This window comes from Arsenophonus sp., from assembly GCA_031446085.1.
In the GTDB taxonomy this organism is placed as follows: Bacteria; Pseudomonadota; Gammaproteobacteria; order Enterobacterales; family Enterobacteriaceae.
In genome coordinates this window covers 52,567-68,072 of sequence record CP132901.1, presented here as the reverse complement: position 1 = coordinate 68,072, position 15,506 = coordinate 52,567, and the positions used below count along the sequence as shown (strand labels likewise).

16 protein-coding genes and 1 pseudogene are annotated in these 15,506 nt (G+C 21.8%); 11 read left to right on the top strand and 6 right to left on the bottom strand.

Annotated elements, in window-relative coordinates; all coding sequences use genetic code 11:
* The first annotated feature begins 47 nt into the window (after window positions 1-47).
* The 3 genes from gshB to RA161_00290 all read left to right on the top strand — a co-directional run bounded on the left by gshB (window position 48) and on the right by RA161_00290 (window position 2,131).
* Window positions 48-1,028: a glutathione synthase gene (gene gshB / locus RA161_00300; protein WMY97517.1), complete on the top strand. Its 981-nt coding sequence runs from the start codon at window positions 48-50 to the stop codon at window positions 1,026-1,028.
* Window positions 1,012-1,449, top strand: coding sequence for a Holliday junction resolvase RuvX (gene ruvX, locus RA161_00295; protein WMY97516.1), 438 nt, complete (start codon window positions 1,012-1,014; stop codon window positions 1,447-1,449). The genes gshB and ruvX overlap by 17 nt, the downstream gene beginning before the upstream one ends.
* 91 nt (window positions 1,450-1,540) lie before the next feature.
* Window positions 1,541-2,131 carry a YggT family protein gene (locus RA161_00290; GenBank protein ID WMY97515.1) on the top strand — a complete coding sequence of 197 codons (591 nt, stop codon included), beginning with the start codon at window positions 1,541-1,543 and terminating at the stop codon, window positions 2,129-2,131.
* A gap of 68 nt (window positions 2,132-2,199) precedes the next feature.
* On the opposite strand, the gene RA161_00285 is transcribed toward RA161_00290, so the two are convergent.
* The 4 genes from RA161_00285 to purM all read right to left on the bottom strand — a co-directional run bounded on the left by RA161_00285 (window position 2,200) and on the right by purM (window position 5,997).
* Window positions 2,200-3,546 carry a hypothetical protein gene (locus tag RA161_00285; protein ID WMY97514.1) on the bottom strand — a complete coding sequence of 449 codons (1,347 nt, stop codon included), beginning with the start codon at window positions 3,544-3,546 and terminating at the stop codon, window positions 2,200-2,202.
* 154 nt (window positions 3,547-3,700) lie between these two features.
* Entirely contained in the window at window positions 3,701-4,267 is a 567-nt protein-coding gene (gene speG / locus RA161_00280; protein WMY97513.1) for a spermidine N1-acetyltransferase, read from the bottom strand.
* A complete protein-coding gene (gene purN / locus RA161_00275) occupies window positions 4,258-4,944 on the bottom strand; it encodes a phosphoribosylglycinamide formyltransferase (protein ID WMY97512.1) in 687 nt (228 codons plus the stop codon). Before purN ends, speG begins: the two co-directional genes overlap by 10 nt.
* A 9-nt stretch (window positions 4,945-4,953) precedes the next feature.
* Entirely contained in the window at window positions 4,954-5,997 is a 1,044-nt protein-coding gene (gene purM, locus RA161_00270; protein WMY97511.1) for a phosphoribosylformylglycinamidine cyclo-ligase, read from the bottom strand.
* Window positions 5,998-6,282: 285 nt separating this feature from the next.
* Between purM and upp the strand changes: the two genes are divergently transcribed.
* From upp to murA, 8 genes and pseudogenes are all read left to right on the top strand, one after another.
* Window positions 6,283-6,909, top strand: coding sequence for a uracil phosphoribosyltransferase (gene upp / locus RA161_00265; GenBank protein ID WMY97510.1), 627 nt, complete (start codon window positions 6,283-6,285; stop codon window positions 6,907-6,909).
* 267 nt (window positions 6,910-7,176) lie between these two features.
* Entirely contained in the window at window positions 7,177-8,172 is a 996-nt protein-coding gene (locus RA161_00260) for a KpsF/GutQ family sugar-phosphate isomerase (protein ID WMY97509.1), read from the top strand.
* Window positions 8,173-8,215: 43 nt separating this feature from the next.
* The gene (lptC, locus tag RA161_00255) at window positions 8,216-8,776 is read left to right on the top strand and encodes an LPS export ABC transporter periplasmic protein LptC (GenBank protein ID WMY97508.1); all 561 of its coding nucleotides are present in this window, start codon (window positions 8,216-8,218) and stop codon (window positions 8,774-8,776) included.
* 202 nt (window positions 8,777-8,978) lie between these two features.
* Window positions 8,979-9,281 carry an LptA/OstA family protein gene (locus RA161_00250; GenBank protein WMY97742.1) on the top strand — a complete coding sequence of 101 codons (303 nt, stop codon included), beginning with the start codon at window positions 8,979-8,981 and terminating at the stop codon, window positions 9,279-9,281.
* Window positions 9,282-9,324: 43 nt separating this feature from the next.
* Window positions 9,325-10,046: pseudogene (gene lptB / locus RA161_00245) on the top strand (LPS export ABC transporter ATP-binding protein).
* A gap of 85 nt (window positions 10,047-10,131) precedes the next feature.
* On the top strand, window positions 10,132-10,596 hold the full coding sequence (locus tag RA161_00240; protein ID WMY97507.1) for a PTS sugar transporter subunit IIA: 465 nt from the start codon (window positions 10,132-10,134) through the stop codon (window positions 10,594-10,596).
* A 131-nt stretch (window positions 10,597-10,727) separates the two neighbouring features.
* Window positions 10,728-10,991, top strand: coding sequence for a BolA/IbaG family iron-sulfur metabolism protein (locus RA161_00235; protein ID WMY97506.1), 264 nt, complete (start codon window positions 10,728-10,730; stop codon window positions 10,989-10,991).
* A gap of 54 nt (window positions 10,992-11,045) precedes the next feature.
* Complete coding sequence (gene murA, locus RA161_00230; protein WMY97505.1) at window positions 11,046-12,299, top strand: UDP-N-acetylglucosamine 1-carboxyvinyltransferase; 1,254 nt, start codon at window positions 11,046-11,048, stop codon at window positions 12,297-12,299.
* A gap of 64 nt (window positions 12,300-12,363) precedes the next feature.
* Here the strand turns inward: murA and RA161_00225 are convergent, their stop codons facing one another.
* Both RA161_00225 and lpdA read right to left on the bottom strand, forming a co-directional pair.
* The gene (locus RA161_00225) at window positions 12,364-13,806 is read right to left on the bottom strand and encodes a Do family serine endopeptidase (protein ID WMY97504.1); all 1,443 of its coding nucleotides are present in this window, start codon (window positions 13,804-13,806) and stop codon (window positions 12,364-12,366) included.
* A gap of 173 nt (window positions 13,807-13,979) precedes the next feature.
* Window positions 13,980-15,422, bottom strand: coding sequence for a dihydrolipoyl dehydrogenase (gene lpdA / locus RA161_00220; protein ID WMY97503.1), 1,443 nt, complete (start codon window positions 15,420-15,422; stop codon window positions 13,980-13,982).
* Window positions 15,423-15,506: the final 84 nt, after the last annotated feature.

Below are 15,506 nucleotides of genomic sequence, written 5' to 3'. Positions count from 1 at the left end.
ACAATAAATTATCAATTTAAAATATTAACAATCAAAAAGAGGATAAAATGATCAAATTAGGAATTATTATGGATCCAATTTCAAAAATTAACATTGATAAAGATACAAGTTTTGTAATATTATTAGAAGCACAATATAGAAAATATCAAATTTTTTATATGGAAATTCAAGATATCTATTATTTAGATGGAGAAATATATGGAAATTCAAAAATTTTAATTAATCTAAAAGAAAATTTGAATTGTTGGTATGAATTTGGGAAAGAAAAAAATATTCTTTTAAAAAAGTTAGATGTTATTCTTTTCAGAAAAGATCCTCCTTTTAATACACAATATCTACATACTACTTATCTTTTACATTTAGCAGAAAAAAAAGGAAGTTTTATTATTAATAAACCTAAAAGTATAAGACATTACAATGAAAAACTATTAATTACTTATTTTCCCCAATTTATTCCATATACTTTGGTAACAAATAATATAAAAAAAATACGTGAATTTCATAAAAAATATCAAGATATTATTATTAAACCCATTCATAAAATGGGTGGAGAATCTATTTTTAGACTAAAAAAAAACGATCCAAATACTTCTGTCATTCTTGAATCAGTAACAAAAAAAGAAAAGCGTTTTTGTATGGTTCAAAACTATTTAAATGAAATTCAGGATGGTGATAAAAGAATACTAATAATTAATGGAAATCCTATATCTACTTGCTTAGCAAGAATTCCAAAAATTGGAGAAACAAGAGCAAATCTTGCAGTAGGTGGAAAAGGAGAAATTAGAAATTTGACAAAAAACGATTGGAAAATTGCAAAAACAGTAAGTCTTTTTTTAAAAGAAAAGGGATTATTTTTTGTAGGAATAGATATTATAGGAAATTATCTTACTGAAATTAATATCACTAGTCCTACTTGTTTAAAAGAAATTAATACTAAAAATAATTTTAGTAACTATTCTATAACTAAACTTTTTTTAGATGAAATTGAAAAACAAATTAAAAATAAAAAGAATGAAAAAAAATATTAATAATTGTATCATTATTGGTTTTGACTTTGGTATATTTAATATCGGAGTAGCAATTGGACAAACAATTACTAACACTGCACAACCAATAAATTTTTTAAAATCTAAAAATGGATGCCCTAATTGGGAAAAAATTCAAAAAATATTTCAAATATGGAAACCATCTATTGCAATTATAGGTTTACCTTTAAATATGGATGGTACAGAACAAAATATAAGTTATAAATCTCGTAATTTTGCAACACAAATAAAAAAAAAATATAGAATACCAATTCAACTACATGACGAACGTCTTTCAACAGTAGAAGCAAGAAAAATATTATTTCAAAAAAAAGGATATAAATCTTTAACAAAAAAAAATATTAATTCTATTTCTGCTGTAATTATTTTAGAAAGTTGGCTAATAAAAAAAAATAATTTTTAAAAATATCACACATAATAATGTGTATTATTTAACATTAATAATATTAATAATTTTTAAAAAAATTGATTTTAAAAAAATATTGGAATAAAACATGAATTTTTTAAATTTTACAATACCAACTATAATTCAAATATATATCATTATTTTAATATTAAGATTTTGGATGCAATCTATTAATTTAACTATATACAATCCATTTACAGAATTTATTATTAAAATAACAGACACATTTTTATCAAAAATTCAAAAAATTTTACCTGTAAATGATCAAAAAATTATTACTTTTATTATTGCATATATTTTAACTTTATTTAACTTACTTTTTTCAATATGGTATGCAAAATATATCAATTTAATAACATTTAATATTTTATTTATTGGTATAATTGAATTATTATATTATTTTGGAAGAATAGTTTTTTGGTTTATGTTAATACGTAGTATTTTGAACTTTATTAATTATCAATATCATTATAATTCTATTAATAATACACTATTTTACTTAACAGAATTTTTTCTTGTTCCAATTAGAAAATTTTTACCATTAATAGGAGGCATTGACTTTTCTATAGCAATTTTATTATTATTATTGGTAGCTTTAAATCATCTAAGAATCGATATTTTATTATTTATAGATCCAAATCTAACTAAAATAATTTATTCTATTCAATATTTAATTTAATGTAAAGAAATAAAAAAATAAAATTTTGATATATAAAAATTTTATTTTTTATATATATAAATATATTTTTAAAAAATATTTTTATGTAATTCTGATACAATTTTTATTGTTCTATTTGTATTTAAAATAGCAATTAAACTGATAAATTTTTCACAAATAAATTCAACAGGTTTATTTTTTAAAATTTTGTAAAAAAAATAACGAGATTTTTTGTCTTTTCCAATTAATGCTATTAGAGAAATCTTCTTTTTAAAGAAGATTTTTCCATGAAAAAATAACTTTTTCCTTAAAAAGGAAGATACTATAAATAAAGATTCTGTACTATAACATAGTTGAATTATTTTTCTTTTTTTATGTATATACGCTGCTAATGGATTAAATTTTTTTGATTTTAATAAAATTAAAATTTTTTTATTTAATTTATACAAATTATTATTTTTTTCAATAAAAATTTCAATCAATGAAACATAATTATTATTAACTATAATTTTAGCTTGATCATCTTGATTCATAACACGATTAATTTTAGTATAATCTTTTTTTGGATTTAAACTACATCGAATATATAAATTAAAATAATTAGAAAGAAAAATAGGTTCTAAACATCTAGGATGTAAAATATTATGTGATAATCTAGCTAATTCTTGAGCTTTAAATAAATTTAAATTTCTCCATAAAAGAGCATTTTTTACTAAAAATGGATCAGCACTATATATACCATTAATATCGCTCCAAATAGTTACTCGACTTACATTTTTTACTAAAGATGCAATTTGTGTAGCTGAATAGTCACTTCCATTTCTACCTAAAAGTATTGTTTTTCCTTGATTATTTCTCGCAATAAATCCAGAAACTATTAAAATTTTATTAGAAACATTTTTAATTATTTTATTTAACAATTTTTTTGACAAATCAAAATTTATTGTAGGATAGATACCATCTTTATTATCAGCACATAAAAATAATCGAGAATCTAAATAATATGAAGGAATATTTAATTCTTTTAAAAAATAAGACATTAAAATAGCAGACCAAATTTCTCCATACCCTACAACTTCATTATAGATATCATGATTAAATTTTTTAGAAATTAACAATTTATTTAAATATTTCAAATCAGTTGTAAGTTTTAATAATAAAATATTTGCAGATTTATTTGACAATAATCCATAAATTAATTCTTTTTGATAGAAAAATATTTTTTCTTGCATTGTATTTGCAAAAACTGAATTATTTTTTATTGCTTTAAACCAATTAATTAAATAATTAGTTGTATTACCGGATGCAGAAAGAACAATAAAATCATCAATTTGACTATATTCCTTTATAATATTAGCAACTCTTTTATAAGATTGTATGTTATGAATACTACTTCCACCAAATTTATGAACTTGACGAAAAGAAAATTTTTTCATTTTTTAATAGAAAAATATTATTATATTTATTTAAATAATAATATTTTTTTTATTTTTAATTTTAAAGAGATAAAATATATGAAATATATTTCATTATATATTAAAAAAACATTAAAAAAAATAAAATTAACTTTTAAAAAATGTAAATTCTTAATTATTTGTTAAATTGAATATTTTGATGAAATGATTTCTTAAAATTGTTTGCATGTTCATATTGAAAAATACTCATTCTAACTACTGTACGATATTTTCCATTAATAAAAAATTCATCAATTAAATTACCTTCAATATTAAATCCTAACTTTTTATAAATATGCAATGCCTTTGTATTATCTTTATCAACAATTAAATATATCTTATAAAGATTTAAAACAAAAAAAGCATAATCCATTGCTAATTTAGTAGCAATTTCTGCATAACCTTCTCCTTGAAATCTAGGATCTATAATTACACCAATTTCTGCTCTACGATGAATGTAATTAATTTCAACTAGTTCTACTAATCCTAATTTATTTTTTTCTTTTTCAATAATAAAACGTCTTTCTAATTGATCATGAATATGTTTATTATATAAATCACTTAATTCTACGAAAGCCTCATATGGCTCTTCAAACCAATATCTCATTATGCTAGCGTTATTATCTAATTGATGTACAAAATGCAAATCTTCCCGTTCTAAAGGACGTAATTTAATACTATTGTCACTACCTTTTATAAACATTTATTTGAATTCCTAATATTAATCATTATATTATTTTTTATAGTAAAATTTTTAAAAAAGAAAAAAATTGATTTTTCAAAAAATACTTTGTTATTTTCTATTATGATTTTTTTTTTTAAAATTAAATCGATAATTAATGGATAATAAATATATTCTATTTTCTTCACTTTATTTTTTAAACTAAATATATTATCTTTTGATAAAATTGGTATTTCATACTGAAATATAATAGGACCTGCATCAATTTTACTTGTAACAAAATGAATAGACGTTCCGTGATTCTTTTCATTATTAAATAATGCTCTCTTATATGTATTTAATCCAGGATATTTTGGCAATAATGAAGGATGAATATTAATAATCTTGCCAAAATATTTTTTTGTAATAAATGAAGATATTTTTTTCATATATCCAGCTAATATAATTAAATCTGGTTCATATAATTTTATCAAATTATATAAATATTCATTTAAATAATCATTATTATATGAAGTATTTTCTTTAAAAAAGAAAAAAGGCATTTTTTCTTTTTCTGCTATTTTAATAGCAGAAACATTAAACTTATTACTAAATACTCCAGAAATCGAAATATTTTTACTATTATTTTTTTTAAAATAATTTAAAATATATTTTAAAAGATTTCCTTGTCCTGACATTAAAATAAAAATTTTTTTCATTATAAATCATTAATATAATACTACTTTAGATTGATTAAATGAATTATGAATAACATTACCTATTTCCCAAGCCTTTTGTCCTAAAATATTTAACTCTTTCAAAATACTATTTGATTCATATTTTGGTACGATTATTATCATACCTATTCCACAATTAAATACATTATACATTTCTTGAGTTGTTATTTTCCCTTGTTTTTGTATCCATTTAAATAAAAAAGGCCACTCCCATGATGAAGTATTAATAATAATTTTATAACCATTTTTTGGAACTATACGAATAATATTTTTTAATATTCCACCTCCTGTAATATGAACAATACCGTGAATATGATATTTTTTAACTAAAAATAATACATCTTTCACATAAATTTTAGTTGGAATAAATAAATATTCTTTCAATAAACGATTATTAATCTGAAATGATTTAATATTAATTAAATTAATATCTAAAATTTTTTTAATTAATGTATATCCATTAGAATGGATACCACTTGATTTTAGTCCAATTAATACATCTCCAATTTGAATTTTTGATCCATCTATAATATCTTTTTTTTCTACTAATCCTATACCAAAACCAGCTAAATGAACATTTTTTGTTTTTTTTAAAGATGCAGTAGGAATTTCAGATGTTTCACCTCCAACTAAAGTACATTGAGATTTTTTACATCCTTGAATAATACTTTTCATAATAGTATTAGAAATTTTAATATGTAATTGATTAGCAGAATAATAATCAAAAAAAATCCATGGTTTAGCACCATATACAATAATATCATTTACAACCATAGCAACTAAATCGATTCCTATTGATTGATATAATTTATATTTTATAGATAAATTTAACTTACTGCCTACTCCATCAACTGAAGTAACTAATATTGGATTTTGATAATTTTTAGGTATTTTAATTAAAGCAGAAAAACCGCCAATTCCTAAAATTAATTCTGAACATTTTATATTCATATTTTTTAAATTTTTTTGGATATTTTTTATAATTTGACTACTTCTATAAATATCAACACCAGATTTTTTATAAGTTAATGACATATTGCATATCCGAATTAATATATTAAATTTAATATTTCTAAATATATATTATACTTTACAAAAAAATTAGTTTTTTATAAAAAAAATTAATGTAAATTTTACTGATACAAAAAAAATTAAAAAATTGATACAAAACTGAATTAAATATATAATTAATTTCATATAAATTTTAAAATATATAAAATAAATTTTTTATAAACAATAAATATACTACTATTTTTTAAAAAAATAGTAGTATATTTAATCAATAAAAAAATAATTTTTTTTATTGTTTACGGAGATAATATGGAAATCATTGAAGTAAAACATCCTTTAATTCAACATAAACTAGGTTTAATGAGAAATAAAAATATTAATACTAAACATTTTAGAGAATTAGCTTCAGAAGTTGGATGTTTATTGACATATGAAGCAACAGCTAATTTAGAAACAGAAACAATAATTATTGAAGGATGGTGTGGTCCTGTAAAAATAACAAAAATAAAAGGTAAAAAAATAACTATTGTTCCTATTCTACGTGCTGGATTAGGAATGATTAATGGTGTTTTAGAAAATATTCCAAGTGCAAAAATTAGCGTCGTTGGATGTTATCGAAATGAAAAAACATTAGAACCAATTTTCTATTTTCATAAATTAACATCAAATATTAATCAAAGAATGGCACTAGTATTAGATCCAATGTTAGCAACAGGAGGATCAATGATTGCAGTTATAAATTTATTAAAACAAGCAGGATGTAAATCAATTACCGTACTCGTATTAGTGGCAGCTCCAGAAGGATTACAAGCATTAGAAAAAAAACACCCGGATATTAAATTATATACTGCCTCTATTGATTTATCTTTAAATCATTCAGGATATATCATTCCTGGATTTGGTGACGCTGGAGATAAAATATTCGGAACAAAATAATCTTTTTTAATTTTTTCAAAAAAATAAATAAATTTAAAAAAATCTTTTATCCTACATTTAATATTTATTTTCAAAACAATTTATAATTAGATCGATCACAATATAAAAATAAAATAAAAAAATTATATCAATAATATATAAATACTTTTAATTATTTTTTTTAAAATTACTAAAAAAATATTTTATTGATTTAAAATTCAAGTATAAAAAATGTCTATATTTTTATTAAATATTCTAACTATTTATTAGATAATAGAATTTCATATTATGCAAAATAATAAAATAAAAAATGAAAAAATTAATTTTAAAAAAACTGCTAAAAAAGTACTAGATATTCAACTAAATGGATTGTCATACCTAAAAAAATACTTTAATGATGATTTTGATAAAGCTTGTAATAATATCTTTTCATGCAAAGGTAAAATAGTTGTAATGGGTATGGGTAAATCCGGACATATTGGAAACAAAATTGCAGCAACTTTAGCTAGTACTGGAACTCCAGCATTTTTCGTACATCCAGGAGAGGCAAGTCATGGAGATCTAGGAATGATTACTAGCCAAGACATAGTACTTGCAATTTCTAATTCAGGAGAATCAAAAGAAATCTTGACAATTATACCAATATTAAAACGTCAATTAATTAATTTAATATGTATGACAAAAAATCCATCTAGTAGCATGGGTAAAGCAGCTAATATACATTTATGTATTAAAGTACCATATGAATCATGTCCATTAGGACTAACTCCAACAACTAGTACAACAGCAATGTTAATCATGGGAGATGCAATAGCAGTTTCTTTATTAAAAGCAAGAGGATTTACAAAAAAAGATTTTGCATTATCACATCCAGGAGGAATATTAGGTAAAAAGTTATCGTTACATGTATCTGATCTAATAAACACTAATACTGATAGAAAAATGCCTGTAATTAAAAAAAATGCAACAATAAAAGAAGCATTAATAGAAATTGTTCAAAAAAAATTAGGAATAGTAGTCATTTGTGATAAAAAAATGAAAATAGAAGGTATATTTACTTATAAAGATATGATACATGTTTTAAATACTAATATTGATTTAAATCGTACTAAAATCAAAAAAATTATGAATATGAAAATAATTAAAATTAAACCTGATATGTTAGCAATAGATGCACTTAAAATTATGAAAACATATAAGACTAATTTTTTGTTAGTAGAAAAAAAAAATACTTTAATTGGAATTATTAACATTTGTGATTTTTTTAAACTAGGTATTCTATAAAAAATAATTTAAATTAAATTAATTTAAAAAAATATAAACTGCAATGTTATTTAAAAAAATCATATTTATTATTTTTATAATTTTCATTACTTTTTATTTATTTAAAATTTTTAATCCTTTTTTAAAAAATAAAAACAACAAAAACTATTACAATGTTAATCACATTAGTAAAAAAATGAATCATTATTATTATAATGAAAAAGGAAAATTAGATTATCAAATTATTTCTGGAAACATTGTATATAATGAAAAAAATAAAATAACTCTATGTTCTGACATAATAATATTATATTATGAAAATCAAGATTTTGCTATTTGGAAAATAAAAGCAAAAAATGCCAAAATTAAAAAAGATACCATTTTTTTATATAATAAAGTAACAGCATATAATTTAAATAAAAAAAATCTAGTCCAAAAAATATTAATGCACTGTGCAATTATTAACATTTCAAAAAAAAGCCTTTCTTCAAATGAAGAAATTATCATTATTGGAAAAAATTTTAAAATTACTGGTAAGAATATAAAAGTAAATTTTAAAAAAAATATTATAGAATATATGGAAGATACAAAATTATATTACAATTTATTTTTTTTTAAACAATAAACATGAAAAAACAATTCAGAAAAAAAAATATAGTCTATTTTATCTATTTATTCTTTATTTTGATTAATTTATTGAATTTTTCTTATTCATTAAAATTTGATAATAAATCAATCTTTATTTATGCAAAACAACAAGAATATGATTTTAAAAAAAACAAAATTTTTTTAAAAAAAAAGTTTGTATTAAAAGTGAATTTATTACTATTCAAGCTGATTATGTAACTATCATCCCTATCAATAATAATTTTAAAGAAATTATTATGAAAGCATATGGAAAACCAGTAAAATTTTTTCAAAATAAACCGAATCATATCATAAAAGGATCTAGTAACACAATAATATATAATACCAAACAACAATCTGTCATATTTGATAACAATGTCATTATAAAACAACTTGATAATTACATAATAAGTGATAGAATAATCTATTCTATATTAAAAAATAAAATACAAGCACTATCTAAAAAAAATAAATTAACAAGAACAACTTTATTTCTACCATAAGTATTAGTACAAAAAAATATTAATTATTTTAAAATTCTTAAAAATGAAATTAAAAATTGAAAAATTAAGTAAAAAATATAAAAAAAAAAATTTTTTGAAGATATTAATTTAGAAATTAATTCTAATCAAATTGTCGGATTATTAGGACCAAACGGAGCAGGAAAAACAACGATATTTTATACAATAATAGGAATATTCTTTCATAGTAACGGAAAAATACTATTAGATAATGAAGATATTAGTAGTTTTCAAATTTATAAACGTGCTCAAAAAGGTATTGGATATTTACCACAAGAATCTTCAATTTTTAGAGGATTAAGTGTATATAATAATATAATGTCAGTATTAGAAATCAATAAAAAAATAAGATTTTATAAAAAAAAGAAAAAAATAGAAGAATTACTAGAAATATTTAAAATAAAAAATATACAAAAAAACATAGGTTATACGCTTTCTGGTGGAGAACGTCGTCGAGTAGAAATAGCTCGAGCTCTTGCAGCAAGTCCAAAATTCATTCTTTTAGATGAACCTTTTGCAGGAGTTGATCCTATATCTATAGAAGATATAAAAAAAAATATAACTTTTTTAAAAAATCAAGGATTAGGAATATTGATTACCGATCATAACGTTAAAGAAACATTAAAAATATGTGAATATGCTTATATTTTAAATCAAGGTAAAATTATAGCTTCTGGATCTCCAAGTACAATTTTAAAGAATGATTATGTAAAAAAAATTTACTTAGGAAAAAATTTTTATCTATAAAAAAAAAATTGATCTTTTTTGATTAAATTAATAAATTTACTAACTAGTAAATTAATATTTACTTTTTTTAAAATGAAAAAATTTTATGAATAAAAATAAAATTTTATTAAAATCAATATTAACATTATCATGTACCAAAAACAACGTTTTATGCAAAAATAAAAAACATGCACTAGAAATTATTAGTAATATAGCTTCAAAAAAACTCAATATATCAAAAAGAATTATATTTAATTCTCTTATAAAAAGAGAAAGATTAGGGTCAACCAATATTGGTAATGGTATTGCTATTCCACATAGTATTTTATGTCAAAAAAAAAATTTTAATCCTGTTGGAATATTGCTAAATCTAAGTGAAGCAATTAATTATAATTTCGTTAATAACGATACCGTATTTTTATTATTTGCATTATTAATACCAGTAGATCAAATAAAATCACATCTATATATTTTGTCATTAATTGCAAAGGAATTAACTGATAAATATCGAATATATCGAGTACGATTTGCAAAAAATGATGAAGAACTTTATAAAATTTTTACAGAATAAAAACATTTAATCTTTTTAAAAAAAATTAATTAATAATTAAATAATTTCCAATATAATTCTAAACATTTTAAAATATATACTATACATATACTTTTTTGTTTCAAAAATATTAAAAACTTAGGATGTACATTATGAATATAAATAAAATTAAAAAAGAATTGATTGATCATTTAAAAACAAAAATGGTTTTTATTAATGGAGACGAAAAAAACTTACAAATTACCGCTATACATAAAAAATTTAATGGAATAAATCAAGTTAAACGACAACAAATTATTTATAAACCTATTTCTAAATATATTTTAGAAAATAAAATTCATTCTGTTTCTATTAAAACATATACACCAACAGAATGGAACAATATTAATTTATTACACAAAAAAAATAAAAAATAAAAGAATTTTAAAACAAATTTATTTTTTATTTTATATTTTATTAAAAATAAAAAAATGCAAAAAATTAAAATAAAAGGTCCTACTAATTTAATAGGCAACGTTTCTATATCTGGATCTAAAAATTCTGCTTTACCAATATTATTTTCTACAATTCTTACAAAAGAAACTGTTAAATTAAAAAATATTCCCAAATTGAAAGATATTGAAATAACAATTAAAATACTTAGTAAATTAGGAATAAAAATAAAAAAAAATCATTCTATTACTATTAATGCAAACTATATTAATAACTTTTCTACTCCACATAAATTAGTTAAAAAAATACGTGCATCTATTTTAGCATTGGCTCCACTACTAGCTCGTTTTGGAAAAGCACAAATATTTTTACCTGGAGGTTGTTCTATTGGATCTCGTCCAATAGATCTACACATTTGGGGATTAAAAAAATTAGGTGCAGATATTTATTTAAAAAATAATTATATTCAAGCTTTTACTAAAGGACGACTAAAAGGAAATAATATTGTTATGAAAAAACAAAGTGTAGGTGCAACTTTGACAATCATGACAGCTGCAACATTAGCACAAGGTAAAACAATAATTTATGGCGCTGCACGTGAACCAGAAATTGAAGATACTGCTAATTTTTTAAATAAATTAGGAGCAAAAATTACTGGAGCTGGAACTAATAAAATTATTGTTGAAGGTGTCTTATACCTCAAAGGAGGTAGTTATAAAATTTTACCTGATCGAATCGAAACAGGAACTTTTTTAGTAGGAGCAGCAATATCAAAAGGTAAAATTACTTGTTATAATACAAAACCTGAAATTCTAAAATCAGTATTAGATAAACTTTATGAAGCCGGAGCACAAATAAAAATTGGAAAAGATTGGATTTATTTAAATATGCATGGAAAACGACCAAAAGCTGTTAATATTGAAACAAAACCATATCCTGGATTTCCTACTGATATGCAAGCACAATTTACACTTTTAAATACTATATCTCAAGGAATAGGAAAAATAACAGAAAACATATTTGAAAACAGATTTATGCATATTCCAGAATTAATTAAAATGGGTGCAAAGATTAAAATTAATAAAAATACTATTATATGTAGTGGAGTAAGTAAACTTATTGGCACTTCCGTAATAGCAAAAGATTTACGAACATCAGCTAGTTTAATACTTGCTGGATGTATTGCAAAAGGAATTACTATTATTAAAAATTCTTATCATATAAAAAGAGGATACGAAAATATAGAAAAAAAATTGTGCAATTTAGGAGCAAATATTAAAAAAATTAGTTAAATTAGTTCATAATATTTTTTATTCTTAATTTTTTTATCATAAAAAAACATTGATATTATCTTTACTAATTAGTTAGATGATTTCCGCGAAGTAACAAATATATTTTTTGATCTCCTCGAATAATATTTAATGCTAAAGTACTTGGTTTAGTTTCAACTATTTTTCTTAATTGACCAATATTTTCTACACGTTTTCCATTAACATTAATAATAAAATCTCCTTTTAATAATCCAAGTAAAAAGGCAGGTGAATTAGGATTAACACTATCTACTGTCACACCTTTCTCTCCTTTTAATACGCCATTACTTAATGTAGCACCCATCAAAGATGTAGTCAATAATTCAGCTTTTTTTACGCTAGATAAATCACTATCTTTAAGGAAAACAGATACTTCTATAAATTTTCCTTTACGTAATAATCCAATTTTTATTTCTTTATCAATTTCACTTGTACCAATTTTTGCTTTTAATTCTGCAAAACTATTAATATTTTTTTTATTAATAGAAATTATTACATCACCAGATTGAATTCCTGCAATATCTGCAGCAGATTTTGGTATCACTTCACTAACAAAGGCACCTTTTTGTATATTAAAATCTAAAGCTTTTGCTATATCTGCATTCATTTCGGTTCCTTTGATACCCAAAAAACCTCTTTTTACAGATCCATATTTTATAATTTGATCACTTAATGACTTTGCCATATTAGAAGGAATAGCAAATCCAATTCCAATATTTCCACCACCAGGAGTTAATATAGCTGTATTAATTCCTATTAATTCACCATGAAGATTAATTAATGCACCACCTGAATTACCTCTATTAATAGAAGCATCTGTCTGAATAAAATTTTCCAATCCTTCTATATTTAACCCTCCTCTTCCTAATGCTGAAATAATACCAGATGTAGAAGTTTGTCCTAAACCAAATGGATTACCTATCGCAATAGCAAAATCACCAACACGTAACTTATCTGAATCTGCTATTTTTATAGCAGTCAAATTAAGATTTTTAAAATTAGATTCAAAATTGTTCGAATGTTTAATTTGTAATAAAGCAATATCTGTTTGAATATCCCGACCAATCAATTTTACTTCAATCTCTCTACCATCATTTAATTGTATTTGAATTTTATCAGCATTGTCTATAACATGATTATTAGTAATAATATAACCTTTTTCAGAATCTATTATAACTCCAGAACCTAAACCTTCAAATGGTCTGACACTTTGTTGTTGAGATGGAAAATTAGGACCAAAAAAAAATTTAAATTCTTCTGGCAATTGTTGATTATGAATTTTAGTACCAGAAACATGAATACTCACAACTGCAGGCAATACTTTTTCTAACATTGGTGCCAAACTTGGTAATTCTTTTTTACTATCATGATAATGAGAAGAAATACTATGAATAGAAAATGGTATGGAACCAGAATAACTAATATTAGAATATCCTAAAAAACTAATGAAAAAAAATAAATTTAAAAAAAATATACGTTTTTTAATCATAAAATTAAATTCTCTATTTTTATAATTGTTATAATATATTAATTGCAAATTATAAACTAATAACATTAACTGATAAAAGATCAATAAAAAAAATACTAATAATATAATATTTTTTAAAATTTTTTTTATGTGTAATATTACATATATTAATTTATTTTATTTTTAACTATCATTTAAATTCGCTTATTTTTACTTTTCACATTAATTATATCTGTTATACTACCTTGAAAGATTGCAGCACTCATACCTATAGATTCTGATAAAGTAGGATGAGGGTGTATAGTCAAAGCAACATCTTCTGCTTCACATCCCATTTCCATAGCTAAAACAAGTTCTCCAATTAATTCACTAGAATTATTACCAATTATAGAAGCACCAAGAATTTTTTTTGTTTTTTTATCAAAAATAATTTTTGTCATTCCCTGATGAGCAGCAGAAGCTACAGCTCTTCCAGATGCAATCCATGGAAAAATTGAAATCTCATATTCATAATCTAATTTTTGTTTTTTTATATTTTTTTCACTTAATCCAATCCATGAAATTTCTGGATTTGTATAAGAAACAAAAGGTATCACTCTTGGATCAAAATAATGTTGTAATCCTGAAATAACTTCTGCAGCAATATGTCCTTCATGAATACCTTTATGTGCTAACATAGGATGACCTACGATATCTCCAACTGCATAAATATTAGAAATATTAGTTCTCATTTGTTTATCAACTTCAATAAATCCATGTTTATCAAGCATTATACCTGCATTTTTATAATCAATTAAATGAGTATTTGGCTTTCTTCCAATAGCAACCAAAACAGCATCATAATTTTTATTAAAAGTTCTTTTATCTTCATTCTTTAATGTTACATTAATATGATTATTTGTCTCTAAAACATTTAATATTTTTGTTTTTAACATTATATTAAATTTTTTATTAATTTGTTTATTATAAAAATTTATAATATCATCATCCAATGATGGAATTAATTGATCAAAAATTTCAACTATATCAATATTTGAACCTAATGTATGATATAAAGTTGCCATTTCTAATCCTATAATTCCACCTCCAACTATTAATAATTTTTTAGGAATATATTTTATTTCTAATGCATCAGTAGAATTCCAAACACGAACACTATTTTTTGAAAAAATTGGAAGAGTTATGGAATGAGAACCTGCTGCAATAATAGCATAATCAAAATCAATTTCAATGTTTAGATTTTTTTTAGTATCATATACTAAAATAGTATTTTTATCCTTAAATCTAGCTAAACCATTGATAAAATTAATATTTCTATGTTTTACCATATCTGTCAAACCATTGACCAATCTATTAACAATTTTATTTTTCCATGTAGACAGTGCATGAATATCTATAGTAGATTTTCTAGATGTAATACCAATTGAAGTTAAAAAATTAAAATCTTCAATAACTTTTGAAACGTGTAATAATGCTTTAGAAGGAATACAACCTACATTTAAACAAACACCTCCTAAATTAGGATAACGTTCTACTAATGTTGTTTTTAATCCTAAATCTGCACTACGAAAAGCAGAAGAATAACCACTGGGTCCTCCTCCAATTACAACTACTTGAGTTTTTTTTGATTTAATCATCATATCCTCTTAATTATAAGACAATCATTATACGCACTATATAATGATTGTTAAAAAAATAATTTTAAATAAAATTACGATTTA